The organism is Glutamicibacter sp. NPDC127525 (assembly GCF_042672105.1).
Taxonomy (GTDB): domain Bacteria; phylum Actinomycetota; class Actinomycetes; order Actinomycetales; family Micrococcaceae; genus Glutamicibacter.
Genome location: NZ_JBHXVN010000005.1, coordinates 248,586 through 274,437, shown reverse-complemented (window position 1 = coordinate 274,437; position 25,852 = coordinate 248,586). Strand labels below are relative to the sequence as shown.

Below are 25,852 nucleotides of genomic sequence, written 5' to 3'. Positions count from 1 at the left end.
GATGCTTTTCAAGTGCATCGCTAATAGCTAGCTCTGCCAAAGGAATGGCACAGAAAGCGGCATTAGAGTTTAAAACACCTCTTGAAGGTGCGAGTGATGATCGTAAGGATTCCCGTCGGATATTGCCCGGCGGGAATCTTTCTTTAACCAAGTTCGTGATTAGTCCCGCTGGGAGTCGCGGTACTCCTCGATGGAAGCGTTGAAGCGCTGCAGGTAGCCGGCGAACTGCTCAACATCCTCAGCCTCCCACTCATTCAGGATTCGATCCAGGGCATGGAGGGTTACTTCGCGGGCATGCTCCAGCTTCGCCAACCCCAGGTCGGTCAGCGTGATCTTACGCGCAATATGGCCATCGGGATCTGCGATGCGTTCTAGGTAGCCATCGTCGATTCCATGGGTTACCTGGCGTTGCAGGGTGGAGTTGTCCAGCCTCAGCCCGTGGCTTAGTTCCGCGATACTCAGCGGACCCTGGGCCTGAATGCGACTCATCAGCAGGTACACGCTGCGATCGACACCACCGAACTGGCGCTGCTGCGCGATGGTGTAGCGACTGAGCATGAGCTGCTCGTATTCGATCTGTTCCAGATGGCGCTTCATTCCGAACTTCTCCAATGTGTAAAATACATACAGTATGTAGCTTACACATTTATCCCGGAAGGCTCTTGTGCCCAACCCCACCCCCACCGGACATCCGAAATCCGGACTCGCCGTCGGCATCCTCGCCACGGCAGGCATCGCCTCATCGCTCACCCAGACGATGGTTGCCCCACTGATCCCCCAGCTGCCTGGAATCTTCAGCACCTCACCGGATAACACCGCATGGATCATCACCGCGACCCTGCTGGCAGCTGCCGTAGTGATGCCGATTTCCGGTCGTCTCGGTGATATGTTCGGCAAACGCCGAATGATCCTGATCCTGGCCATCCCGCTGATCCTCGGTGGAATCATCTGTGCCCTGGCACCAAATGTCACCGTCATGATCATCGGCCGGGCCTTGCAAGGCTTTGGTTCAGGCATGATCCCTCTGGGTATCGCAATGTTGCGCGACCTCGTGGATAAGGCGCATCTGCCGGCAGCCATCGCCACGGTTTCAGCCACCCTTGGTGTGGGCGGTGCGATCGGCCTGCCGCTCTCCGCAGCGCTGATCGAGTTCTCTTCCTGGCGCGTGCTGTTCTTCTTCGGTTCGGCGATTACCGTTGTGGTGGCCGCACTGATCTTGAAGTTCATTCCGGCAATTCCAACCATCGGCGCGAAAACCCGCTTCGATTGGCTTGGTGCCATCGGCCTGGCCATCGGCTTGATCGCCCTGATGCTCGGCGTTTCCAAGGGCTCCACCTGGGGCTGGGCTTCCCCGCTGGTACTGAGCCTGCTGATCGGCGCGGTCATCGTCTTCCTGCTGTGGGGAGTATGGGAACTACGCACCAGTGCACCGCTGGTGGACCTGCGCACCGCCGCAATACCCCGGGTGCTGTTGACCAATATCGCCTCGATCTTCGTGGGCTTCGGCATGTATTCCAGCTCGCTGGTGATGCCGCAGATCCTGCAGATGCCTACCGAGGCAGGCTACGGACTGGGGCAGGGCGTACTGGCCGCCGGCCTCTGGATGGCTCCAGCCGGCCTGATGATGCTCTTCCTCTCCCCTGTGGGCGGTCGACTGACCAGCGCCAAGGGCCCAAAGTTCACCCTGGTGCTGGGTATTTTCATCATGTCCGCTGGCTACGCGGTAGGCCAGATTGGCATGGGCAGCCTCTGGGGCCTGCTGATCACCAGCCTGGTCATCAACTCTGGCGTGGCCCTGGCCTACGGCGCAATGCCAGCCATCATCATGGGCGCAGTGCCACGCAGCGAAACCGGTGCCGCCAACGGCTTCAACACCCTGATGCGTTCGCTGGGTACCACCTCGGGTGCGGCAGTGATTGGCCTGGTTTTGGCCCAGATGACCACCGACTTCCACGGCACGGTGCTGCCCTCCGAAGCCGGGTTCCACATGACCCTGTGGCTCGGTGCGGGAATCTCCTTGCTGGCGGGGTTGATCGCCCTGTGCATCCCGGCACTGGCCAAGCCCGCCCCGGAGAAGATCTAGTTCACCTCCAGGGATCCATGGCCTACGCGCAGTGCATGCTTACCGCATCCACAGAATGCCAACTTAGAGTATTAAGTACCTCATGAAGGTGCGAGTGATGACGTAGAAACTGGCACTGTCGGTCTTGCGACAGTGCCAGTTTCTGTATCCAAAACCTTTTTGCTCGTGTCCAGCAGTCCGCCGGCCCTGCGGCCCGCCCTCATGGAGTTGAAGCAATTCCCCAAACCTGCAGTTGGCGCTCAGCGCCGGCATAGCTTTGCACCCTACAGTGGTAAATACCTCATGAAGGTGCGAGTGATGATCGAGTAACCCCGGCAAAGCAATTCGCCGGGGTTACGATTTTAACCGGCCGGCGGATAGTCGGGTAGTTGGGTGCCCACTTTAAGTGAGCTGCCCTACAGAGCTACTCGCCCTTTATTGAACAGATTGGATCAACGACCCGCCCTCTGGCCTCAATAGCGCCTTGCCCTTGTTCCACCTCGGAGGCACTACTTACCATGACGATACCCCACGTTCGGCAAACACTTGTTCCGGTCGATCGCAGCTCGCTCACCTGCAACTTTTGGCTCCGCTCACACACGCTTTCATGGATGGACATATCGAAAAGGGTATACATTTTGGCATTGAAAGTCGTTCGTGAATCTAACCCCGATTCGCCCCCCGGGGCTATCATGTCCTGAATTTCTCAATACTTTTATCCGCGGTCCTCGGCAACAGCCTGGTCCGTCCACAAGTCTTACGATCTAGGTGCCATCTGCGACCTGATTTAGTGACCCCGATGTGAATCGGTCGGCTGAGGGGCTAAGTCGTGCCTGTCCTATATGCATTAACGTCGGGCTTAAAAACATCCGGAGTGACTGAATTGTGACTATTAATTTCGCTTGACTCCTATATCGCAGCTCCGGCTGACGGTTATGGGCTCCTTGTAAGCAGAACCTTATGTCTAACCATCGAGAAATACGAAGGCGCGGCCCAAGATCTCGTAACCAACGGCATCGACCGTGCGAAGGAGAATTTGGGCATCATGATTACGGCATGGAAGGAGAGCTGCGATCAGGGCTATCAGGGGTATCAGAATGGCCAAAGTTCCTAATAACCGCACCCCGCGGCCGTGGAACCTAAATTCCATGTGCGGACTTGCACCAATGGTAGATTCTCGAAAATCGGTTACATTACTATCGATAATAAAAACGTCCCATTCATATCTAAATGTTTAATATTCGGCTTAGGCCATAATGATGAAATTTTCCTTTGTCGCATTACCCCTTGCATTGTCTTTGGTGACTGTATCGCCGGGGACGGCGCAAGCTGTTGAAACTCCGGTTGGCGAAACCTACACGTTGAAGCAGTCCTCGTAATACGCCCTTTCAACGAAAGATTTTTTCTCCGAAAAGACCTCTGCAGAATCCAACTACATTGAAGCGGCATCACCTGCCGAAGCAGCAGCCAAAATGAACATGATGGATGAACTGCGTCAAGCGGGATTCAACGTGGGGACCATGGCAAAGGTTAACTATGGGCCTTGCAAGATCGTGGCCGAAGGTTTTCACACCAGAAAATCCGGGAAGTACGAGACGGGTGGCTTCAAATCCACTATCTATTGCACCAAGAAAGTCACTGCGATCCACCATTCTTCCCAGGCACGTTTTAAGCGGCTTGCGTGGTGGGTCAAGGGTGGTCGCGCGATTGGCCAGCCAGCCCAAAAGATAAAAGCTGGTAAACATAATGGCACCTACTACCCGACTGTCTTCCAGCAGACAAATCACGCGCTGACATGTAAATCTGCAAAAACGACCACTTGGTCAGGTCGCACCCTCGGAACAATTGTCTACAATGGCAAGACTTACTATGCTGATGCTTATGCTCCTGTGCAGAAGGGGGTTCGATGCCGCCTCTAAGCAATATCCTGACAAAAATCAAGAATCGTCTTAGATCGAAATATTCAGAGGAACTGATGGTTTTCGTTGTCTACGGTAAACAACCCAGCCCGTTTCCAGATCTAGAACACATAGAGCCAATAATTGCGATCGTGGCCAGTGAGCGTGAATGCTATGAGATTCAGGAAAAGTACCCAGAAACTCAAGTCAGCTGGGAAGCTCGAAAGGTCCAGAATACTGAAGGCATGGAACTGACATGGGGCGGCATTCTGTATCTCACGCATACTACTTTATTGCCGTACGACGAGGATGGCGATGGGAATCCAATCTTCGGAATCATGGAGTCCCCACAGCCTACAGGCCTATATTGCAGTCGGGACACCGCTGAGCAAGAAGCACCGGGTCAATATCTGCACAGAGTCAGCCTCGGAGAAATAAACCTTCGCGGTGTCGGCGAGCTTTTGTGATAAGCATCCAGTTCCTTACGCCAGTATGTGACGTTGCCAAACGTGAAAAGGGGGCAAACCAGGCGTGGCTTCTCAGCGTGATGATGGCCGCACCCAAGGGAGACAGGTTGACCCGTACCGAACATCGCTGAAATTTTCAGCATTGCTCATGCAACCGACTGTCAGACCAGCAGACGAGCCATCGAGCCTACAATTCAATATTGTGATTCAGACACTGCATTTGGCCTCCGGTCATGTGGCATGCCGATGGAGGCCATACGATCTGGTTCAGCAGTTAAATAAGTCGGCTGTGCCTACCGTGCGCTTCAATTTCTCCGACTTAGACCCACAGCAGGGTTGTGACGGCAATTTTGATATTCACCCCTCACCGGCACCAAAGTAACGATTCGCAGGACCGCGCAGCACTGATGAAATCCGTGCGAACAAAGTACCGACCTTCCTCCATGTGGATTCGAGCATGCACCGCTCGTCACCACGAAACTTCGACAGCGGAATGGAAATCTCGTCGATAGGAACATTCAGTAGTCGTAACCACAACCCACCGTGGATTGATTGGCTCCGCAGCGTAATTTGGCAGGAAACGGTGCTTTCTCAGTAAAGACCTCGTGGAGAGTACCAGGCCTGGGCTCTGACTGTTGAGCAATCTGTTCATTCTCCCAACCGGCGAGCGCGTACCTCCCGAATGACGGTCAGCGCCTGCGTCCGATCTGCAGCCCTGAGCCCAATCGGGCATAGGTGCGATAACGTAGACGGGTTCCCAATTTCCCTTCCCTGGGACATCTGACGAAACGGAGCCCCGGTGAGTACCGCGACCGCTGAACTGACGCCCCTGCAACGACAGTCGGTGCTGCGCACCCTGAAGTCCCCGCGATTGCTCAAGACAGAGCTGCTCGCCGGACTGGTAGTCTCCCTGGCACTGATCCCCGAGGTCATCGCCTTCACCGTGATCGCCGGAGTCGACCCGCGCGTGGGCATCTTCGCGTCCTTCACGATGTCGGTGGTCATCGCGATCACCGGCGGGCGCCCGGCGATGATTTCGGCAGCTGCCGGCGCGGTGGCTCTGGTGGTCGCACCGCTGGTGCGCACCCACGGGGTGGAGTATCTCTTCGCCACGGTGGTCCTGGCCGGCATCATCCAGGTATCACTGGCGCTGCTGGGCGTGGCCAAGCTGCTGCGCTTCATCCCGCGCCAAGTGATGATCGGCTTCGTCAACGGCCTGGCCATCTCGATTTTCTGGGCGCAGATGCCCGAGCTGCGCAATGTCCCGTGGATGGTCTACCCGCTGGTGATCCTGGGCGTGGCCATCGTGTGCTTCTTCCCGAAGATCACCAAGGCGGTTCCGGCTCCGCTGATCGCCATCGTGGTGCTCACCGCGATCACCATCTTTGCCAAGGTCGCCGTTCCGACCGTGGGAGACAAGGGCGAACTGCCTGATTCGCTGCCGATCTTCCACCTGCCCGGGGTGCCGCTGGACCTGGAGACCCTGCAGATCATCGCGCCCTACGCGATCGCGGTGGCCTTCGTGGGGCTGCTCGAATCGCTGCTGACCGCCAAGCTGGTCGATGACATCACCGATACCCCGTCAAGCAAGACCCGCGAGTCCTGGGCACAGGGCACCGCAAATATCGTCACCGGCTTCTTCGGCGGCATCTGCGGCTGCGCGATGATCGGCCAGACCATGGTGGGCGTGAAGGTCTCCGGCGGGCGCACCCGCATTTCCACCGCCTTCGCCGGCATCTTCATGCTGCTGCTGGCGGTGCTGCTCGGCGACATTGTCGCGCAGATTCCGATGGCGGCCCTGGTGGCGGTGATGATCGTGGTTTCGGCGACCACCTTCGACTGGCATTCCATCCGACCGAGCACGCTGAAGATGATGCCCAAGAGCGAAACCTTCGTCATGGCCATCACCGTGGCGCTCACCGTGATCACCAGCAACCTGGCCATCGGCGTAGGGGCGGGCATCCTCTCGGCGATGGTGCTTTTCGCCAATCGCGTGGCGCATATGGTCACCGTGGATCGCAGCGCAACCCCGGATGCCGCCGTGTACAAGGTCAACGGCGAACTGTTCTTCGCCTCCTCGAACGACCTGTACACCCAGTTCGACTACGCGCAGGACCCCGAGAAGGTCATCATCGACATGTCTGATTCGCACCTGTGGGACGCCTCGACCATCGCCGCCCTGGATTCGATCCGCACCAAGTACCAGAACTACGGGAAAACCGTGGAAATCCGCGGCCTGAACGAGGCCAGCCAGAAGATGCAGGACCGCCTGGGCGGAAAGCTGAACTAGGGCACGGAGCTCAGCTTCCCTCCGCGCTCTTCCCGCGTTCGGCCGTCCGCAGGCGCTTGGAGGAGTACATGTCCCGGTCGGCCCGGAGAATCATCGTGCTCAAGTTGTCATCCGTGCGGGCTTCTGCCGTTCCGAAACTCCACGCCAGCGGCGATGAACACTCGATGCGCTCCATCAGCACCTGAGCCTGGCCACGGGTCGTATTAGGGAAAACCAGCACGAATTCATCGCCGCCCAAGCGGCAGACCAGGTCCCCGGCCCGCGTCACGCTGCGCAGATGCCGTACCAGTTGCTTCAAGGCAAGATCCCCGGCTTCGTGGCCGCCTTGGTCGTTGATCTCCTTGAATCCGTCCAGGTCCAGCAGCGCCACAGCCAGGGGCCTGCGGTATTTCCGGGAGGAGAGCACGGCGGCATCGCCGCGCACGGCCAGCCCGACGCGGTTCAAGGCCCCGGTCAATGCGTCGATCTGGGTTTGCTGGCGGAACCGGCGCTTGACGTAGAGGCCGACGAACATCCCGGCGACGGTGAAGAAGACCAAGCTCAGCACGTTCAACAGCCCGCTTTGGTGCTCGGTGCCCACAGCAGGGCCGGAGAACACCGAGTAGGGAATCGTGAAAGCCATGATCGGGTAGATGGTCCACCGGGTGATAGCCGGTGGAAAGAGCCACGACATGTACAGTGCGATGAGCGGAAATTCCTGGAGCCTGAAGACGATCTGCTCATGGTTTAGCGAAAAACCCACGAAGACCACGAAGGCCGACAGTTCGGCCAGGGCCCCGAGATAGGCGATCCACAACGGAAAACGATCCAGCATCCACCACACGGCGATCACCAGCCCCAGCGCCCCGGCAACCCTGGCTACCGCCAGCTTCTGGAAGAGCGGAGAGCTGAAATCATTGCCCAGGTTGACCACATAGAAAAGCAGCAGGAAAACTGCCACCATCCCTGTGACAGCCACTTCCAATCGCTTGATGCGGCGGAGCCTGGCTGGCAGGAACCGGCTCCACCAAATTCCGTCGTCGTTTGACCGCCGATCCATTGTCCTCGGCATGCCATCACCCGCTTTCTCTTTAATTCATCTTAACCGCGTGATCCCGGCCAGTGGCGCGGTAAGATCTCATTCGTAGCAACAGCCTAATCAGCAATCAAGTTGCCAGCCCATACCGCCAGGTTAGGTAGTCCATGAAGTTCGTATTCCAGCCATTGATCAACCTGCGTTCCACAACGCTGCTGGGTTTCGAGGCACTGGCGCGCTTCAGCGACGGGCGCAGCCCTGACGAGCATTTCTCCGCGGCCCGGACCGAAGGCAACCTGGTAGAACTTGAGCTTCGCGCTCTGGAGCGCATTGTCGAATCCAGCCAAGGCCTGCCCGAGGGGCTGCTGCTCACCATGAATGCTTCGGGTCCAGCGATCAGGGCGTTCGCGCACTCAGAGCCGGCACTCGATCCCCGGCTGCTCTGGGGCCTGGAACTGCACGAGCAGTCCGCGCCGGAAGTTTGCGATGCCGCCCGCATCCATGCAGATGAGCTCGGCTGCCTGCTGCTGGTTGACGATGCCGGCATCGGCTATGCAACGCGGGGGCGCATCCTCCGGCTGAAGCCGCACATTGTGAAGCTGGACCGTTCGCTTTTCATCCGCTACCTGGCATCGACGCAGGCTCGCGAACACGTTGGCATCCTGCTGGCCGCTGCCCGCGAGATCGGTGCCAGAACTCTGGTCGAGGGGATCGAAACCGGTGAACATCTGGATCTGGCCCGGAAGCTGGACTTCGACTATGCGCAGGGCTTCTATTTCAGCCCGGGCATAGAGCTTGCGGGGTTGCCAGCTGCGATGCATGAGCTACACGGACGCCTCGGGATCGATATTCCGGGTTTCTGAGCGCCGTTCCCGTCCCCGCGAGCTGCGGATCCGGATCACCGGCAGCAGCTTGGCCAGTCCCAGGACCAGATAGAGCACGGTGTTGATCGCGACGAACGAAGCGAGCACCGCGAACCAATCACTGAGCAGAACGCTCTCGGGAAGAATGATTCCATGTGGAATCTGGACGAGGTGATTCATCATGAGGTGCTTTCCTTACGTGCGGCGCCCGCGTGGTCGACGTGCTTCCAATCCGCGCTCCGGGCAAACGCGATATCCCCTACGCCCTTGAGGAACGCAAGGTCCAGGAAGGCGTCATAGACCAATTCCGGAATCACCAGCGCGGCGATGATCCTGGCTTTCCAGCCGCCGTGCCAGACCGTGACCACGCGCTCGACAGCGAAGAGCGCTCCAAGCAGCATCCAGAAGGGGAACCACACCCAGTTGTCCATGGAGACCAGCATGATGATCATCAGCGCGAAATAGCTGAACAGCGCGATCACGCCGTAGCCGATGCCGATCTGCTGGGCCCAGTACCGCGTGGTCTGCGGGGTGACTCCGTACGCGCCCAGGTTCTCCAAGGCGCCGCGCTGCCAGCGCAGCCGCTGCGCCCACAGCATCTTCCAGTTGGGCATCAGCTCGGTGACCACCGTGCAGTCCTGCGGCGATGTGGTCAGCGCGCCGAGGGTTTTCAGCGCGATGGTCAGTTCGTTGTCTTCGGTCAGAGCCTCCGTGTCGTAGACCTCGCCGCAGGTGCCCGGCAGCATGCTCCCGCGTGCCGCAGCCACTTCGCGCAGGGCCGTCGCGCGGAATACCGAGGCCGTTCCGGTCAGCACGAAGACCCGGCCGTCGCGACGGCCGATTTCGCGTTGGTAGCGGGTGTACTCATTGCGCTGGAACTGGCCGATCAGCCCATGGCCCTCTTCTCCGTGGAACAGCCCGCCCACGGACATCAGCGCGCGGTCCCAGGTGAAGCGGTCCCGGGCGGTTGCCAGGAAGTCCGCGCCGATCTGGCTGTCGGCATCCATCACCATGACGCAGTCGTTATCGCCCATCCCGGGCAGGATGGAGTGCAGCGCCTGGTTCAGCGCGCCGCCCTTCTTGTGCTTGTTCTCCACCGATTCGAACACCTCGACCCCGTGCTCGCGGGCAACTTGCACGGTCCGGTCGGTGCAGTTGTCGGCAACCACGATGATGCTCGAGGGGGCAAAGCTCTGCTCTTCCAGTGCTTTCAGGGTGTACGGCAGGGAGGCTTCTTCATTGTGCGCCGGGATCAGCACGGTCACGGTCACCGGCCCGGCGTAGATGCCCCGCGTCCGGGCCATCACCGCTTTGGGCGCCAGCGGCCGGCTCGATTTCTGGATCGGCGTCCGGCGATAGCGCCAGGTGACAAAGCGTTCGCCCAGGACCACCAGCAGCACCAGGAAGACTGCTGCGGCGACGGCGAAAGCGAGGATGGACAGATCCGGCAGCTCGGTGCTGTAGAAAGTAGTCCAGAGTTTTCCGATATGGACCTCGATCGGGTTCCACATCAGCGCAGGCTTCCCGCCCATGCTCAACGCCCAGGCCAAGAGCGAGGCCGCGAGAACGACGATCAAAATGACAGCGATGCCCACTAAGCGGCTGAAATGTTTCTGCAAGTACGCGCCCCATTCACGTTCGGATTCCTTGGCAACCCCTGGCCTGGACCTGATCTGGATCAGCGAATCATGCCAGGCTTGCCCAAGGCAAGCTACTTGGAAAACTAGCAGTCGGAAAAATCATCGACGCAGTATTTATGTCCAAGGTCACCTCCACCCAAAGCAACGCTGTGCCTTGCGCCCCTGCCTGGTGGCATTTGGCTACAGTTCGAGCACTTTCGCCGCATCCTCGCGCAGCTGGTTCTTGCGGATCTTCCCGGTGACGGTGGTCGGGAACTCCTGCAGGATCTGCACGTAGGCGGGGATCTTGTAATGCGCCAGATGCCCGGTGCAGTATTCGCCGATGGCCGCGACGTCCAGGGGTTCGCGGCCGTCCCTCATGCGGATGCAGGCGCAGACCGCCTCGCCGTACTTCTCATCGGGCACCCCGATCACCTGCACGTCCTCGATATCCGGATGCTTGTAGAGGAATTCCTCGATTTCCGCCGGGTAGATGTTCTCCCCGCCGCGGATCACCATGTCCTTGATGCGGCCCACGATGGTGCAGTACCCGTCCTCGCGCATCACCGCCAAGTCGCCGGTGTGCATCCAGCCCTCGTCGTCGATGGCCGCCCGGGTCTTGTCTTCGTCGTTCCAGTAGCCGAGCATCACCGAGTAGCCGCGGGTGCAGTATTCGCCGGTTTCCCCGCGCTGCAGGGTTTCGCCGCTCACCGGGTCCACCACCTTGATTTCCACATGCGGGTGCACCCGGCCGATGGTGGAGGTGCGGCGCTCGATATCGTCGTCGCTGCGGGTCTGGCAGGAGACCGGCGAGGTCTCGGTCATGCCGTAGGCAATGGACACCCCGTCCATGCCCATCTCGTCGATGCAGCGGCGCATCACCTCGACCGGGCAGATGGATCCGGCCATGATGCCGGTGCGCAGCGACGAGAGGTCGAAGTCCTTGAAATTGGGCAGGTTCTGCATGGCGATGAACATCGTGGGCACCCCGTACAGGCCCGTGCACTTCTCCTCCGCCACTACCCTCAGCGTGGTGTCGGCATCGAAGCCCGGGGCCGGGATGACGATGGTCGCGCCCCGGGAGGTGCAGCCCAGGTTGCCCATCACCATGCCGAAGCAGTGGTAGAACGGCACCGGGATGCACAGCCGGTCGTGCTCGTCCAGGTCGATCATGCCGGTGACCTGGTAGCCGTTATTCAGGATATTGCGGTGGCTGAGCACCGCGCCCTTGGGGTAGCCGGTGGTGCCCGAGGTGTACTGGATGTTGATCGGGTCCCCGGGCTTGGTGGCCGCCAGATGCCCGGCCAGCTCCTCGTCGCTGACCTGCTCGCCCTCGGCCAGCAATTGCGCGAAGTCCCCGGTGTCCACGTAGACCACGCGTTCGAGGCTCGGGGTGTCGGCGCGGGTCGCCTCCACCATCGAACGGTAGTTGCTGGTCTTGAATTCGGAGACCGCCAGCAGCAGGCGCACCCCGGAGTGGTTGACCGCGTAGGCGTATTCGTGGGTGCGGTAGGCAGGGTTGACGTTGACCAGGATGACGCCGATCTTCGCGGTGGCGTATTGCGCGAATACCCATTCCGCGCAGTTAGGCGCCCAGATGCCCACCCGGTCTCCCGCCTCCAGGCCGGCGGCCAGCAGGCCCTTGGCCAGGGCGTTGATCTGCGCATCCAGGTCATTCCATGACCAACGCCGTCCGCTGGCCGCTTCGACCAGTGCTTCTGCCGGGCCGAAGCGGGCTGCGGTGCGTTCGAAGCTGGCTCCGATCGTCTCTTCGATCAGCTGCGGTCCGCTCTCGCCCTGGGCATAAGCCTTCATCTGCGTACCCCTTCATGGATCGCCTCGTCGGAATCTGCGCGGACACGAAACATGTGCCCAGCGTCACATTCACACCCTAGCCGCGAGCTGTCCCGCTACCAAGCACCAGGAAGGAGCCGTGCTGGTGGCCAAGTGGCGACATGGGGCCGTGGCGGTCCATGGCAGTCCAGTGCCTCCCGGCGTGATTCCGGTCTGGAAATCAATCGTTGAATACAGTGCGACCCAAGAATTCATACTTGTAGACTCTCAATCGACCCAGAATAAGTATTTCACCCTCTTGGATCGCCGCGTTAGAGTTGCCAGCAAGCGTCTTCTGCGCATTCGACGCGCGGTCCGACGATCGGAGCACCATGGACACGAGACTACTTCGCTACTTTGTCGCCGTCGCCGAAGAACGCCATTTCGGCCGCGCAGCGGCGCGCCTGCATATCGCGCAGCCACCGCTCTCCCAGCAGATCAAGCAGCTCGAAGAGACCCTGGATACCCAGCTGCTGATCCGCACCACGCGCAAGGTGGAACTGACCAACGCCGGCGAGCTGCTGCTGCGCCGCGGACGCATCCTGCTCGCAGAGCTCGACCAGCTCTCCCGCGATGTGCGCACCGTGGGCCAAGGCGCGCTGGGCGTGCTGCGACTGGGTTCCACCGGCAGCGCCACCTCGCGCATCATGCCCAAGCTCATCGAAGCCAGCTCCCAGCAGATGCCGGGCCTGCAGCTGAATGTGCAGGGCGAAATGCTCACCCCGCAGATGGTCGAGGGACTGGTCGAGGGACGCCTGGACCTGGCTATCCTGCGCCCGCCGGTGCGCGGCACCGAGGTGGACTACATGCTGCTGGACCGCGACCACCTGGCCGTGGCGCTGCCGCTGGGCCACCCGCTCGCCGCCCACGATGAGCTGGACCTGGAACAGCTGGCTGGCGAGAAGTTCATCTGCTACCCGCCATCCTCCGCGGTGAACAACATCATCATGGACTCCTGCCGCCGCGTGGGCTTCGCCCCGCAGATCGCGCAGGTGGCCAGCGAAACTTCCACCCTGCTCACCTTCGTCGCTGCGGGCCTGGGCATCGGGTTGCTGCCCACCACGCACTACCTGCCGCACAGCACCCGGATCACCTTCCGGCCGCTGCGCAACGCACCGGCCGTCGACCTGGCGATCGCCTGGAAGGCCGGCAACGAGTCTGCGCTGGTGCGCAACTTCCTGGAACTTTGCACATTGCTCAACCCCCTAGAAAGGCTGGACCCCGATGCGAATCCAGCGGATTGAAACAATCCCCTACGCCATCCCCTACAACCACCCGCTGCGCTTTGCCAGCGGCGAGGTGCACACCGCCGAGCACGTGCTCATCCGCGTGCACACCGACGAAGGCGTGATCGGCACCGCCGACGCCCCGCCGCGCCCGTACACCTACGGCGAGACGCAGAAGTCCATCGTCGCGATCGTGCAGGATGTCTTCGCCCCGCAGCTGATCGGCCTGGAGATCATGGACCGCGCCAAGATCCGCCAGGTGCTGGATAGGACCATCCACAACCAGGTGGCCAAGGGCGCGATCGACATCGCCGTCTGGGACGCCATCGGCCAGGCGCTGGGCACGCCGGTGCACAAGCTGCTCGGCGGCTTCACCGACTCGATGCGCGTGAGCCACATGCTCGGCTTCAAGCCCGCCCAGGCGCTGCTCGACGAGGCCCTGCGCTTCGGCGAACAGTACGGCATCACCACCTTCAAGCTCAAGGTCGGCCGCCGCCCGCTCGCCCTGGACATCGAGGCCTGCCGCGTGCTGCGCGAAGGGCTGGGCGAGGACGTGGAGCTCTACCTGGACGCCAACCGCGGCTGGAGCGCGAACGAGTCCATGGAGGTGCTGCGCCAGACCGAGGGCCTGGGTCTGACCATGCTCGAAGAGCCGTGCGATGCCAAGGAAGCGATGAGCCGACGCCGCCTGGTCGAACGCTCCCCGATCCCGATCGTCGCCGACGAGTCCGCGCCCACCGCGGGCGATGCCTCGCGCGAGCTGCTCTCCGGCGGAGCGAACGCGATCTGCATCAAGACCGCCCGCTCGGGCTTCACCGAAGCCACCGAAATCCTGGGCCTGTGCACCGGACTGGGCGTGGACGTCACCATGGGCAACCAGATCGATACCCAGGTCGGTTCGCTGGCCACGGTGACCTTCGGCGCGGCCTTCGAAGCCACCAGCCGCCGCGCCGGCGAACTGTCCAATTTCCTGGACATGGCCGATGACCTGCTCGCCGAGCCGCTGCAGATCGTCAACGGCCGCATTCCGGTGCGCACCGTGCCCGGCGTGGGCGCCGCCATCGACGAATCCAAGCTGGCGCGCTACCGCCAGGACCACGTGCTTTCCACCTCGAACTAAAGGAGACCCCCATGTTGTTCCTCGCCCGTATGGACGTTGTTTTCCCGGACCACCTGACCAATGAGCAAGTCGCTGACTTCCAGGCCCGGGAAAAGGAGTACTCCGCAAGCCTGCAGCGCAGCGGCAAGATGCAGGGCATCTGGCGCGTGGTCGGCGAGTACGCGAACCACTCGCTGTACAACGTCGAATCCAACGACGAACTGCACGAAATCCTCAGCGGCTTCCCGATGTACCCGCACATGAAGATCAAGGTCACCGCGCTGGCCAAGCATCCGAATTCGCTGGCCTAGGACTTTTCCGGACCGGCGGATTCCCTCCGTGTCCCAGCCCACAAGCATTGATATTCAAAACGTTCCAATGACCGACAAATGAGTATTTCACTTGGCATAGACGCTGCACTACATTGAATATCAATCACCCGGGATGATGGGGGTCACAGTATGGATCCGCATCCGCCACACCACATAATTTAGGGGAGTCACCATGACCACTGAAACTCCAGCAGACGCAACTGCAGCCAAGTCCGGCAACGCCGCCACCGACAGCTTCCGCAACTCCGGCAAGCTCGGCAGCATCGCGACCTCCACCGAGCGCGTGAACATGCTTGCTTCCAAGCTCGTCAAGGCCGCCAACGACATCATCCTCGAAGAGCGCGTGAGCTACGACGAGTTCAATGCCCTGAAGGCATGGTTGATCAAGGTTGGCGACGACGGCGAATGGCCATTGTTCCTGGACGTGTGGCTGGAGCACTCGGTGGAAGAGGTCGCCACCGACCACCGCGAAGGCAACAAGGGCTCGATCGAAGGCCCTTACTACGTGCCCGAAGCGCCTTCGCAGAACACCCCTGCCACCATCTCGATGCGCGAGGACGAGAAGGGCACCAACCTGCTCTTCCAGGGCCAGGTCCGCTCCACCGACGGCTCGGCGCTGAAGAACGCCAAGATCGAGCTGTGGCACGCAGACGAAGAGGGCTTCTACTCGCAGTTCGCCCCCGGCATCCCCGAGTGGAACCTGCGCGGCACCTTCATTGCTGACGAGGAAGGCAACTTCCAGATCAACACCATGCAGCCAGCCCCGTACCAGATCCCGACCGACGGCGCCTGCGGCCAGCTGATCGCCGCCGCCGGCTGGCACGCGTGGCGCCCAGCGCACCTGCACCTGAAGGTCTCCGCCGAGGGCCACGAGCTGCTCACCGCCCAGCTGTACTTCCCGGGCGATGCGCACAACGACGACGACATCGCCACCGCGGTGAAGCCGGAACTGATGCTCGACGTGCAGCCAGCAGCATCGGGCAACGGCAAGCAGGTCACCTACGACTTCGTGCTCGACCCTGTGAAGTAAGCCCCAGCGCGCCTCAACACGGCGGGGGTCCCGGCAGCATTGGCCGGACCCCCGCCGTTGCCGTACCCGGAACCTCGACGAACGGGCGAACACCCGCCAATCCAATGGGAGTGCAGCATGAATACTTCAACACTGGACGATCCAGCCGGGAAGTTCCAGCCCCAATCCATCGCGCACCGAGCTGCCGATACCAGCGAACCCCAGAACCACTGGGCCTGGACCGGATGGATGCCAGAAGAGGAGCACGGCATCTCGATGCTTGCCGCCTAGGCTTTTGCCCTCAGTACTACCGACGCGAAGCGGAAGGTCCCGACAGCAATGACGCTGCCGGGACCTTCGGCGCACCTGAGGACGGACTCCAGGCAATGCGGCTGCCTGCAGCGGGCGCACTGTTCATCTTGCGGCCAGCTAGCTTGCTCGGGATCAGCCCGCGGCCTTCTTCACCAGGTCCCGGATCCTGTCTTCCGTTGCAGAATCCAGCGAGGTGATAGTCCATGCAACTGGATGCATGTGGGAGCCTTCCTCGTAGGCTGGATTCACGACTTCTCCAAAACCGAAAGCTACGAAGTCCTTGTCAGGCTTGATGTAGCAGACGTCTTTGCCATCCCGGACGTAGAACGGAAGTCCCCAGCGGACGATCGGCTCCAGCGATGGTGCGCTCTGCATGATTATGGCGTGAAGCCGTTCGGCAATCTCGCGATAGGGTGCTGGAGCTGTGCTGAGCTTGGCCAGAACTGCGGCGTCGCCTTTTTTGGTGAAGATCATCCCTAGTCTCCTTCTAACGGCTGGCGCTGCATTGCGGCGCTGGGTGATGTCGCTCGCGCGATCGCTTTTGGCGCCCGATCGGCCCATAATCCACCTTACCGACTAAGGGCATCTGATTCACGGATTCTTGCACTGGAATACAGGCAGCTGGCCTCAGGACAGCTTGATCGTGCAAGGAAGCAGCATGGACGCCCAACTCATACGCGTATTGGTTATCCCACCGAGTTGACTAGTGCACTGTTAGGCTACTGACATGCGTAAACTTCTAGCCATCTCCGGGTTCGCCATGATCGTGGCTTACGCGGCTTACGGCTCACTGCTCATGAACAATTGGGCCGTGACCGCAGCAAGTGGACTCTCCCTCGATGAAACCATTTCCGAGATGGCCTCAATGGACCAGAATTACGACTCGCTTGGAGGGTGGGTCTTCGCAGCCACTGGAACCGCCCTCGCCATTTCTTGGCTCGTTCCGGTAGTTTCCGCCGGACGCAAGCTGCCCGCCTGGGCGGCTATCGGAGCTTGGAGCCTGATCATTGCCTTAGGCGCACCGGCTTATTTCTTCGCTTCCTTCGCCAATATGAACTCGGTGGGCGACACCTTTGCCGATTGGAACGCCGATGCCGCCGCGGATCTAGCCGCACCCCTGTACATGGCCAGCGTCCTCGCCTTTGCCATACTCGCAGCCATGGCAGCCCTTGGCATCCGAACTGCCTTCACCCGCCCGCCGCGCCCCCTGCATCCAACTAGCAACTAGCAACTAGCACGGCACCCATTACTGCCTTCCCTGATCTAGCGATTTTCGCGCCGGAATCACGCTTAATCGCATTCGTATAAACTTTCTAGAACTTATCCACAATTGGTTTCGAACCAGAAGATACTGTCGATAATCTGCGCGAACGTTAACTATGACTATTCCCGCATATCTAGACGATCACGACGATGAACATCGCCTTCCACTGCGCCCGCCGGGCACCCGCATGGAGTCGCACAGAGCGTCAGCGCTCGACGCCCATCGCGAGCACCAGTTGTTCTTCGGACCCATCAAGCAGGTTGCCGACGAACTATTCAATGCGGGCCCCGTGGATGGGCCCGGAGACGCATTGGAACGCCTGAAGAAACTCCAACGCCTGATGAGCAGCGCTGAAGCCGCTATCTGCGTTTTACTGGCAGACGGAGTCGAGCAGGTCAGCGCGTCCTTCAATGACCTGATTGCCACCGAGCATGCCCACACCCCAGACGAGGAAGCCGAAGCCCGCAAGAGTGCCGAATACTATGGCATAGACCGTGGCAGCGAACAGGTCATCAACTCCAATTTCGTAGCTGAGTCAGCTGTCGCATTGCGCGAATCCGTCCGTAAAGCCAGCAAGCGGATGTTCCATGCCAAGGGCTTGCGCCACGCCTGCAAAGCCACCCTTGCCGCGCTCGCTGCAGGTGAGATTACCGTTAAGGCCGCCCACGACATCGTCAAATACTCGCAAGACCTTTCCCCGGAGCAGGTCGGCCGCATGGAGGAAAATTTGCTGCCTCTGGCAAGAACAGCCTGCGACGAGACCGTCTACCAGCGGGCCCGTCGCTTTCACGACCGGATGAATCCCAATTCGGCAGAGAACCGGCAGAAGAACGCATTCGCAGCCCGTAATCTCAAGGTGTGGAATGAGGAGAATGGCATGGCTACCTTGCAGCTGCATCACCGCGCTGATGTCATCCATTCGATTCGCAACTCGATAAAGCAGGCAGCCGCCCAGATCACTGATTCCAAGGATCTGCGCACGCAAACGCAGGTTGAAGCCGATGTGCTTGCGGACGTGTATCTGCATGGCTGGCCCGGAATGGAAGGCATGCCGCTGAAGCCACGGGTTGCCATCACGATCCCAGCCATTGAAATGCTCGCGAATCCCGCTCGCGCCCTCGCTGATTTGGAAGGTTACGGGCCGATCCCAATCGGCGTAGCGGTGGAAATCGCCGCGGATGCTCCGTCGTTCCAGCGCGTTCTGACCGACCCGTGGACGGGAGCCGCAATTGATGTGGAGCCCAAGAAATATCGACCTTCCCAGGGGTTGCGCGATTTGCTGCGTTACCGCGACCAGCATTGCTGTTTCCCTGGTTGCCGCCGCCTGCCCGATCGTTCGGAAATTGATCACATCGAAGCGTATGGACAGGGCGGCCACACTACCCGGCAGAACACCCATCTCTTGTGCAAGCAGCATCAGATGTACAAGCACGCGCTTGGCTGGAAGGTCTTCGCTTGCCCGGATGGCTCCAAGACGTGGGTATCTCCGCACGGGCTGCGGTCAATCACGGTTCCCGAGAGCGTGGACAACGTGGAGAAATTTGATCATGTCAACGATCATTGTCCTCAACGTCCCCAGGAGGCTGCGGCCTGCGAGGTGCAATTGACCCCCGAAGTGCGGCGAGTACTGGGGCTCGGCCAAGATGAGGGCCTGCCCGGAACCGGAACCAGCTAGAGCCAGTACCTGATTTGGATTTCGAGTGACAAATTTTTTCAGTCACTAGCACCACCACACCACCCATACTTCGCAGGAGCAACGGCTTTGAGTCTGGTTGCAATGCTGGCCGCGGCCTGAATCAAGAATCCCGGCCGCGTTCGATTCAAGCGATTCGTGCTGAATGAAAAAAATCTACAGTCACAGCGCGCGGGTCAACTCGAACTCCGCATGGTTTTGCTGCCCTCGGGAATGAAAATTTTTCTCAGTCGGAAGGCACTATCCCTCAAGGTCGAAACGCGCCAGCGCAGCAAGCTCAGTACGGTTTGAGACCGCCAGCTTCGTGTAGATCTTGGTCAGATGGTACTGCACTGTCTTGGTGCCTATATACAGCTCTTCAGCGACACGTCGATTGCTTGCACCTTCGCAAACCAGCTTGGCCACGGCTTGTTCCTGCGCCGTCAGCGTCGACCAGTCAGCACTCTCCCTGCGCAGCATCCCGGTTCCGCTTGCCTGGAGCTCACGAGTGCAGCGGTCGATGTACACGGATGCATCGAAGTGCGTGAAAATCGCCAGCGCGCGGGTCAACGGCGCAACGCATTCGGCTCGCTTGCCGGCTCGGCGCAGGCATTGCCCGTAGTAGAAATCAATTTTTGCCCGGTGGTAGACCGACCCGATGCCTTCCAAACGGCGGATGGCATCTTCAAAGGCCAAACGGGCTGCGTCGATATCACCGCGGGCTGCCAGCAAGGTGCCTTGCACGCTCAGGAATCGAGCGGCTCCGCTCTGGTGGCCTGAAGCGAGAGCACTCTCCAGCAACGGCTGTACGAATTTTTCTGCTTCATCCAGGCGTTCGCAACGGATTAGCGCCATGGCGTATGTATCCTGCCAGGTCCAGAAACCTGCTTGGTCGATGCCCTGCGTACGGTCCAGCCGAAGCAATGGTTCCAGCGTCCGCACAACCTCTTCATGGTTTGCCTGCGCCCGGGCAATCTCGGCCCGCGCCATCCGGTAAGGCATCTCCATAATGGCATAGCTGCCGGTGCGTGCCCACGACTTGCGTAGGTGCAGATCCGCCTGCTCCCAATTGCCGCGCAATGCGTGAATCTGCACCGCGGTCAGCTGGATCAGCGGACGCAGGATCTGGATTTCAGAACGCTCCTGCAGGGACTGCGCGGATCGAACCGTCTCCAGCGCTTGGTCCCAGTCGCCCATGAGGAATTCAGCGCGCGCCGACCAGGCTTTGGCCCACAGCGAGATGCGCAGGGAACCATCGCTGAAGTCCGTGGAGCTGGCTGCGGAGAGCTCGTGCCGGGCCAGCTCCACGCGATCGGTCGCGAGGTAGACCCAGCCCAGTGACATTTCCGCGCGCTGGCGCTGTGCTCCCGCCGGAAGGGTGGCCAGCAGGTCCATCAAGACCTGTTCCCCCTCATCAGCCCGGCCCATCATTGCCAGGCCGAGCCCTTGGATGGCTGCGTTCTCAATGGCCAGCGGGCTGCCCACCTGGGCAAGGCGCAGCGATTGCTCAGCCCAGTCAATGATCTTCTGCCCCTTCAAACGGCACAGCGAGTCGAGGACTTGGCGTTGGGCGATCGCGGCCATCACATCGTTGTCCTGATGCTGGACCGCGTTCTGCCAGGCACTGGACAGCCAGCGCTGCGCGGTGTTGGCGCGGCCTTGCAGGATCGAGATGTATCCGGAAAGCACGTCCCGTTCCGGACTGCTTTCCAAGCTCGAAAGCTGATGCGCGAAGGTTTGCGCCCGCGGCAGCTCGCCGGCGGCGACAATCGCATCCACTGCGTTGAGCAGCAGGGAGTCGCGGCGCATCGGTTCCGGGGACAAGTGCATGGCCCTGAAGTACGCGGTAGCGGCCGAAGACCACTCGCCCCGCTTGCCTTGGGACCGCGCGTAGTCTTGCAGTTCCATCGACAAGCGGCCATCGGGCAGGATGCTCGCATCGGCCCGATGGCCCAGCTTGGCCCCCTGGTCCTCGACGATGTCCGCGGCGCAAGCATGCAACCGGATGCGGGTGCTCAGCGGGATCTGATGGTAGACAGCCATTTGGGTCAATGCGTTCTCGAACCCGAGCCGCACCTTCCCGCTATGGCCGTGGGTTTGCGCCAGCGAGGAGTCGAGAATCTGCTGGATCGGCAGCAGCGGATCATCCTCGCCCACCAGCTTGGCGATATTGTCGATCCGGGCCTGCGCGCCGAGCACCGCAGCCGCTTCCAGCAGCGCCCGCGCCCGCGGTTCCAACCCCTCCAATAGCTCGATGACGTGCAACGACAGGGCGTGAGGGGCAGGCGGCCAGCGGTCGAACTGCTCCCAGCTGTGCTCCGGATTCTCGTGGGCCAGCTCGATGACCACCTGCAGGTTGCCCTCGGTGTAGTCCACCAGCTGCTCGACGGCCATGGGCGGCAGGTCGATCCCCGTCCTGGCGCAGATAATCTCGCGCGCATGCGTTGGATCGGGCACTTGAAGCTGCAGGATCTTCAATTGGCTGTCGGCCAGGAATTCCCGGGTTTCCGGTGAAAGCCTGGCCAGGTTCTGGTCGCGCATCACCAGCACGATGAGTACCGGTTCATTGCGCAAGCGGCGCCAGGCGTAGTGCAGCGCCTGGAAGCTCAGGTCATCGACCCATTGCGCATTTTCCAGCACCAGCACACGGGGTTGCGGCGCCTCCCTGCGCAGGTATTCCAGCAAGGCCTCGCCCAGCGCCCCGGCCGAGCCTGCGTGGCTGCGTTGCAGCAACGGGCCCAAGGCGGCTCCGGGCTGCGCGGTTTCCCAGCGCGAAGCGGTCACCAGCTGCACCGATTGGCTGGCCAACCGGGTTAGCAGCGCCTTGATGATCGTGCTCTTGCCGCTGCCGCGCGGACCCTTCAGCACGGCCAGGGTACTGCCAGTTTGCTGGACTTCGCGGGAAAGGCCGATGAGCGCATCCTGGCCCTGCTGGGCACTGAGCATGGCGTTCACCAGCCTTCCTGCGTCGCCGCGTTGCGTTTCGATGTGCTGCTACTTCCCTGCTCCCGCGGCAGCCAGCTCTTCTTGCGCGCTGCGCTGCGCGTCCGAACGGGTCATCGGGACGCAGGTGGTGACCAGCGTTCCAACGATAGCAACTGCGGCGAAGACATAGAATGCGGTTCCCGGGGAAACTCCCGCCGAAAGCAGCAGTCCGCCCAGCAGCGGGCCGAAGATCCCGCCCAGCCTGCCGAATCCGGCGCACCAGGCCACCCCGGCCCCGCGGGCGGCACTGTGGTAGTAGTTCGACACAAATCCGTAGATCAGCACCTGCGTGCCGATGGTTCCCACACCTGCCACTGTCACCAGGGACAGCAGCAAGCCCAGCGGGAGCTTGAGGGTCAGCAGCACCATTGCCAGCGCGGCCAGGAAGAAGGTCAGCGCCACGACCTGCTTGGGGCCGACCCGGTCGGCGGCCACCGAAGCCAGCAGCCCGCCGAAGACCGCGGCGAGGTTCAGCACCAGCAAGAAGAGCAGCGAATGGGACTTGCCGTAGCCTGCCTGCTGCATGATTTCCGGCATCCAGGTGTTCAGCCCATAGGTCAGCAGCAGTCCGGCGAAGCTCATCATGCCCAGCAGTGCGGTAGGCAGCGCGTAGCGCCTGGTGGCCAGCGCGGCGAAGCCGACACGTTCGGCCTTCAGCTGCCCGGCATCGGCGTCGCTGGGAAGTTCCAGCAGCATTCCGGTGCGCGCAGCCACCTCGCGGGCTGCGGCCACGCGGCCGCGGGAGAGCAGCCACTGCGGGGATTCGGGCAGCTTGAACCAGGCCATCGGCAGCAGGAACAGCAGCGGCAGCGCGCCGATGAGGAACAGCCCGCGCCAGCCGATCACGTCGCTGAGCACCATGGCCAGCAGCGAGGCGAGCACGCCTCCGGCCGGCACGCCCGAGTAGACGATCGCGTTGTAGTAGTTGCGGCGGTTCTTCGGGGCGAACTCGGCCACCACCGCGCCAGCGGTGGCCACGATCGCGCCCACGCCCATGCCGGTGAGGAAGCGCAGGATGCCGAACCACAGGGTGTCGGGCGCCAGCGCGGTCAGGCCCATGCCGACGGAGAACCAGATGATGCCGGTGATCATCGCCTTGCGCCGGCCGATGTAGTCGCCGATCGCGCCGGTGGACAGCGCACCGACCATCACGCCGAGCAGCGCGTAGCTGCCCAGCAATCCGGCGGCGGCTTCATCGAGCTGGCCGAGCTGGCTGGGGTCCGCCAGCAGCGTGGAGACGATGGTTCCGAAAACCACCAGGTCGTAGCCGTCGAAGATCAGGGCGATGGCGGCGATCACCACCACCCAGCGCACGGCGCCATTGGCGGCAGTGCTGGATGTCATTGGGCTGGTATTCACGTGTTTTTCCGTTCGTTTGCGGTGACCGGGGAACCTCGTTGTTCCCCGGAAAATACGTGCCCGGCGCTGGAAGCACGGCCGGGATGGTGCTGGATGGAACAAACGGCCCGTGATCACGAGCCGTTTGTTCCATGGTGGTGCGTTTGTGGTGCCGGGACTGCCGCTAGCCGAGGTCTCCTCCGGCCACCGCGAGGGTGGAACCGGTGATGTAGGAGGCCTCATCCGAGGCCAGGAACACGATGGGCGCCGACTGCTCGTCCAAGGTGCCGTAGCGCTTGAGCAAGGTGGAGTCCACGGTCTGGTCCACGATGGCCTGGTACCAGGCCTTTTCCTGCTCGCCGGTGGGCGCCGGCCCGCGCTTGACTACCCGCTCAGGGGCTTCGGTGCCGCCCGGCGCGGTGGCGACCACGCGGATGCCCAACTCGGCGCCCTCCATGGCCAGCGCCGAGGTGATGGCCTTGACCCCGCCCTTGGCCGCCGCGTACGGGACGCGGTTCATGCCGCGGGTGGCGACCGAGGAGACGTTCACGATGGTTCCGGATCGGGCCTGGACCATTTCCTCGAAGACCGCACGGCACATCCACAAGGTCGGGAACAGCGATCGCCGGATTTCCTTTTCGATCTCCTCGGGCGCGTAGTGCTCGTAGGGCTTGGCCCAAATGGTTCCGCCCACGTTGTTGACCAGCACATCGATGCGTCCGAACTGGTCCTTCGCGGCGGTGACCGCAGCCAGCGCGCCCTCGTAGGTTTCCAGGTCGGCGGTCACGCTCAGCGCGGTGGCGCCGTCGGCGCCGTCGGCGCGCAGGGCCCCGGCCACCTCGTGGATCAGCGCCGCGCGGTCCACGAGCACCATTTCCCCGCCCTCGGCGGCGATGCGCCGGGCCACGGACCAGCCGATGCCCTGGGCGGCGCCGGTGACCATGACGACCTTGCCGGCAAAGCGTCCCGGATGGAAGGACTCGGGCAGCCCGGCGCTCACTGGGCCACTGCCTTGGAAGCGGCGGCCATGGTGGCCTTGGCGTGCTGGTTGTGCGCGGTGATCGCTGCGCGGGCAGCGGCGATGTCCTGCTTCTCGAAAGCGGCGACGATGCCCAGGTGGTCGGCGTCCACGGCCCCGTCGATCCAGTGCTCCTGGCGCAGCACGGCGGCCATCAGCGCCGGCACGTCCAGGCGGCGGTAGGCCTGCAGCAGGTGCTCGTTGCCCACGGCCTTGAACAGGAATTCGTGGAAGGCGTCATTGGTGACGGTGAATTCCTCGGCGTTGATGAACTTCTCGCCGTCCAGGGTCTTGCCGGCCAGTTCGGCCAGGACCTTGAATTCGCCCAGCTGGCCCTCGGCCAGCTTGCCCATGGTCAGCTCGACGACGGCCAGTTCCAAGGCCATGCGCGCATCGAACTGGGCCTCGAAGCTGGCGTGCTCCTCGCCGATTTCGTAGCCCTGGTCGGCGGCGGCTTGCGCGGCGGGCGCCTCGGCAGCCGGGGCGGCAGGCTCGGCGTCCGGAACGACGGCCAGCGCGAACTTCTCGTAGTAGAAATTCTGCGGCTTGAGGCCTTCGGCTTCCAGATGGCGGCGCACGCCCTCCACCATCGGAGGCGGGCCGCACAGGTAGATGTCCACGTCGCCCTCGGCCAGGTGCTGCGGCTCGAAGTGGTTGGTGACGTAGCCCTTCTTCTGTGAAGCGCTGTCCGGGTCACCCACCACGGTGTCGAAGCTGAAGCCCGCGATGCGCTGGGTGTAGTCCTGCAGCACATCGAGTTCGACCAGGTCGATGTCGGTGTTCACGCCGTAGATCAGGTGCACCGGGTGCGGGTTGTCCATGCCGGCCAGCTTCTCCAGGATGGCCAGCAGCGGGGCCAGGCCGGTACCGCCGGCGAGCAGCAGCGATTGGCGCTTGGGTTCGCGCAGGAAGAAGCTGCCCATCGGGCCGGTGAAGGTGATGCGGTCGCCCACCTGCGCGGTATCGCGCATGTAGGTGGACATCAGACCGCCATCGGTGATGCGGATCAGGAAGGAGACGATGTCCACTTCCGGGCCCGAGCTGAAGGAGTAGGAACGGGTTTGCCCGCCGGAGCCGGGGACCTCGATGTTCACGTACTGGCCCGGCAGGAAGGAGAGGTCTTCGCGCTTGTCCACCTCGAGGCTGAAGGCGTAGGTGGTTTCGGAGATGCGGCGGATCTCGTTCAGCGTGGATTCGAAGGAGGCGGCCGAGGTCTTGGCGACATCCGAGGTGGTCGGGATCTGCAGCACGAGGTCGGATTCGGGGACCATCTGGCAGGGCAGGCAGTATCCGGCCTCTGCCTCGTCGTCGGTCAAGGCTTCTTCGATGTAGTCGCCGCCGTCGTACTTGCCCGACTCGCAGAAGGCCTTGCAGGTGCCGCAGGCGCCGTCGCGGCAGTCCAGCGGGATGTTGATGCGGGCTTTGTAGGAGGCATCGGCGACGGTTTCGTTCGCGCCGACCTTGATGAAGCGGGTGATTCCGTCTTCAAAGGCGAGGGCTACCTGGTGGGACATGGCATGCTCATTTCACAGGATTCGGGGATGGGCGAT

Annotated in this window: 22 protein-coding genes; 12 read left to right on the top strand and 10 right to left on the bottom strand. The window is 61.7% G+C overall.

All coding sequences use genetic code 11. From position 1 onward, the window contains the following. Positions 1-159 precede the first annotated feature (159 nt). Positions 160-597, bottom strand: coding sequence for a MarR family winged helix-turn-helix transcriptional regulator (locus ACFVHU_RS13655; protein ID WP_105656474.1), 438 nt, complete (start codon positions 595-597; stop codon positions 160-162). A gap of 67 nt (positions 598-664) precedes the next feature. On the opposite strand from ACFVHU_RS13655, the gene ACFVHU_RS13650 reads away from it, so the two are divergent. From ACFVHU_RS13650 to ACFVHU_RS13635, 4 genes are all read left to right on the top strand, one after another. After that, positions 665-2,083 (top strand): MFS transporter, encoded by a 1,419-nt coding sequence (locus ACFVHU_RS13650; RefSeq protein ID WP_286134076.1) that lies wholly within the window; start codon positions 665-667, stop codon positions 2,081-2,083. 1,451 nt (positions 2,084-3,534) lie between these two features. Continuing rightward, on the top strand, positions 3,535-3,981 hold the full coding sequence (locus ACFVHU_RS13645; RefSeq protein ID WP_388024827.1) for a hypothetical protein: 447 nt from the start codon (positions 3,535-3,537) through the stop codon (positions 3,979-3,981). Beyond that, on the top strand, positions 3,969-4,427 hold the full coding sequence (locus ACFVHU_RS13640) for a hypothetical protein (protein WP_388024826.1): 459 nt from the start codon (positions 3,969-3,971) through the stop codon (positions 4,425-4,427). Before ACFVHU_RS13645 ends, ACFVHU_RS13640 begins: the two co-directional genes overlap by 13 nt. A gap of 799 nt (positions 4,428-5,226) precedes the next feature. After that, positions 5,227-6,717: a SulP family inorganic anion transporter gene (locus tag ACFVHU_RS13635; RefSeq protein ID WP_388024825.1), complete on the top strand. Its 1,491-nt coding sequence runs from the start codon at positions 5,227-5,229 to the stop codon at positions 6,715-6,717. Between the two features lie 10 nt (positions 6,718-6,727). Here the strand turns inward: ACFVHU_RS13635 and ACFVHU_RS13630 are convergent, their stop codons facing one another. Next, the gene (locus tag ACFVHU_RS13630) at positions 6,728-7,675 is read right to left on the bottom strand and encodes a GGDEF domain-containing protein (RefSeq protein ID WP_388024823.1); all 948 of its coding nucleotides are present in this window, start codon (positions 7,673-7,675) and stop codon (positions 6,728-6,730) included. Positions 7,676-7,899: 224 nt separating this feature from the next. Between ACFVHU_RS13630 and ACFVHU_RS13625 the strand changes: the two genes are divergently transcribed. Beyond that, the gene (locus tag ACFVHU_RS13625; RefSeq protein WP_388024822.1) at positions 7,900-8,595 is read left to right on the top strand and encodes an EAL domain-containing protein; all 696 of its coding nucleotides are present in this window, start codon (positions 7,900-7,902) and stop codon (positions 8,593-8,595) included. Here ACFVHU_RS13625 and ACFVHU_RS13620 read toward each other — a convergent pair. From ACFVHU_RS13620 to ACFVHU_RS13610, 3 genes are all read right to left on the bottom strand, one after another. Beyond that, positions 8,557-8,778 (bottom strand): hypothetical protein, encoded by a 222-nt coding sequence (locus tag ACFVHU_RS13620; RefSeq protein ID WP_286134077.1) that lies wholly within the window; start codon positions 8,776-8,778, stop codon positions 8,557-8,559. The genes ACFVHU_RS13625 and ACFVHU_RS13620 overlap by 39 nt on opposite strands. After that, a complete protein-coding gene (locus ACFVHU_RS13615; RefSeq protein WP_388024820.1) occupies positions 8,775-10,190 on the bottom strand; it encodes a glycosyltransferase in 1,416 nt (471 codons plus the stop codon). Before ACFVHU_RS13615 ends, ACFVHU_RS13620 begins: the two co-directional genes overlap by 4 nt. Positions 10,191-10,415: 225 nt before the next feature. Then, positions 10,416-12,029 (bottom strand): AMP-binding protein, encoded by a 1,614-nt coding sequence (locus ACFVHU_RS13610; RefSeq protein ID WP_388024818.1) that lies wholly within the window; start codon positions 12,027-12,029, stop codon positions 10,416-10,418. A gap of 350 nt (positions 12,030-12,379) precedes the next feature. On the opposite strand from ACFVHU_RS13610, the gene ACFVHU_RS13605 reads away from it, so the two are divergent. From ACFVHU_RS13605 to ACFVHU_RS13585, 5 genes are all read left to right on the top strand, one after another. Continuing rightward, a complete protein-coding gene (locus ACFVHU_RS13605) occupies positions 12,380-13,291 on the top strand; it encodes a LysR substrate-binding domain-containing protein (RefSeq protein WP_105662373.1) in 912 nt (303 codons plus the stop codon). Continuing rightward, the gene (locus ACFVHU_RS13600; RefSeq protein WP_105656481.1) at positions 13,272-14,393 is read left to right on the top strand and encodes an enolase C-terminal domain-like protein; all 1,122 of its coding nucleotides are present in this window, start codon (positions 13,272-13,274) and stop codon (positions 14,391-14,393) included. Before ACFVHU_RS13605 ends, ACFVHU_RS13600 begins: the two co-directional genes overlap by 20 nt. Positions 14,394-14,404: 11 nt before the next feature. After that, positions 14,405-14,683 carry a muconolactone Delta-isomerase gene (gene catC, locus ACFVHU_RS13595; RefSeq protein ID WP_388024815.1) on the top strand — a complete coding sequence of 93 codons (279 nt, stop codon included), beginning with the start codon at positions 14,405-14,407 and terminating at the stop codon, positions 14,681-14,683. Positions 14,684-14,876: 193 nt separating this feature from the next. Then, the gene (gene catA / locus ACFVHU_RS13590) at positions 14,877-15,734 is read left to right on the top strand and encodes a catechol 1,2-dioxygenase (RefSeq protein ID WP_388024814.1); all 858 of its coding nucleotides are present in this window, start codon (positions 14,877-14,879) and stop codon (positions 15,732-15,734) included. Positions 15,735-15,851: 117 nt separating this feature from the next. Beyond that, complete coding sequence (locus ACFVHU_RS13585; protein ID WP_388024812.1) at positions 15,852-16,004, top strand: hypothetical protein; 153 nt, start codon at positions 15,852-15,854, stop codon at positions 16,002-16,004. A 153-nt stretch (positions 16,005-16,157) separates the two neighbouring features. Here the strand turns inward: ACFVHU_RS13585 and ACFVHU_RS13580 are convergent, their stop codons facing one another. Continuing rightward, positions 16,158-16,499 carry a DUF1801 domain-containing protein gene (locus ACFVHU_RS13580; protein WP_286134659.1) on the bottom strand — a complete coding sequence of 114 codons (342 nt, stop codon included), beginning with the start codon at positions 16,497-16,499 and terminating at the stop codon, positions 16,158-16,160. Positions 16,500-16,752: 253 nt separating this feature from the next. Here ACFVHU_RS13580 and ACFVHU_RS13575 point away from each other — a divergent pair, with 253 nt between their 5' ends. Together ACFVHU_RS13575 and ACFVHU_RS13570 are read left to right on the top strand one after the other, a co-directional pair. Continuing rightward, positions 16,753-17,253 carry a hypothetical protein gene (locus tag ACFVHU_RS13575; protein WP_105662271.1) on the top strand — a complete coding sequence of 167 codons (501 nt, stop codon included), beginning with the start codon at positions 16,753-16,755 and terminating at the stop codon, positions 17,251-17,253. A 151-nt stretch (positions 17,254-17,404) separates the two neighbouring features. Beyond that, positions 17,405-18,964: a DUF222 domain-containing protein gene (locus ACFVHU_RS13570; RefSeq protein WP_388024810.1), complete on the top strand. Its 1,560-nt coding sequence runs from the start codon at positions 17,405-17,407 to the stop codon at positions 18,962-18,964. A 258-nt stretch (positions 18,965-19,222) separates the two neighbouring features. On the opposite strand, the gene ACFVHU_RS13565 is transcribed toward ACFVHU_RS13570, so the two are convergent. The 4 genes from ACFVHU_RS13565 to benC form a co-directional block, all read right to left on the bottom strand. Further along, positions 19,223-21,907 (bottom strand): LuxR C-terminal-related transcriptional regulator, encoded by a 2,685-nt coding sequence (locus ACFVHU_RS13565; protein ID WP_388024925.1) that lies wholly within the window; start codon positions 21,905-21,907, stop codon positions 19,223-19,225. 48 nt (positions 21,908-21,955) lie between these two features. Beyond that, positions 21,956-23,290 carry an MFS transporter gene (locus tag ACFVHU_RS13560; RefSeq protein WP_388024808.1) on the bottom strand — a complete coding sequence of 445 codons (1,335 nt, stop codon included), beginning with the start codon at positions 23,288-23,290 and terminating at the stop codon, positions 21,956-21,958. Positions 23,291-23,468: 178 nt separating this feature from the next. Further along, positions 23,469-24,284, bottom strand: a complete 816-nt coding sequence (locus tag ACFVHU_RS13555; protein WP_388024806.1) for a 1,6-dihydroxycyclohexa-2,4-diene-1-carboxylate dehydrogenase — start codon at positions 24,282-24,284, stop codon at positions 23,469-23,471. Next, positions 24,281-25,816 carry a benzoate 1,2-dioxygenase electron transfer component BenC gene (gene benC / locus ACFVHU_RS13550; RefSeq protein ID WP_388024805.1) on the bottom strand — a complete coding sequence of 512 codons (1,536 nt, stop codon included), beginning with the start codon at positions 25,814-25,816 and terminating at the stop codon, positions 24,281-24,283. Before benC ends, ACFVHU_RS13555 begins: the two co-directional genes overlap by 4 nt. Positions 25,817-25,852 lie beyond the last annotated feature (36 nt).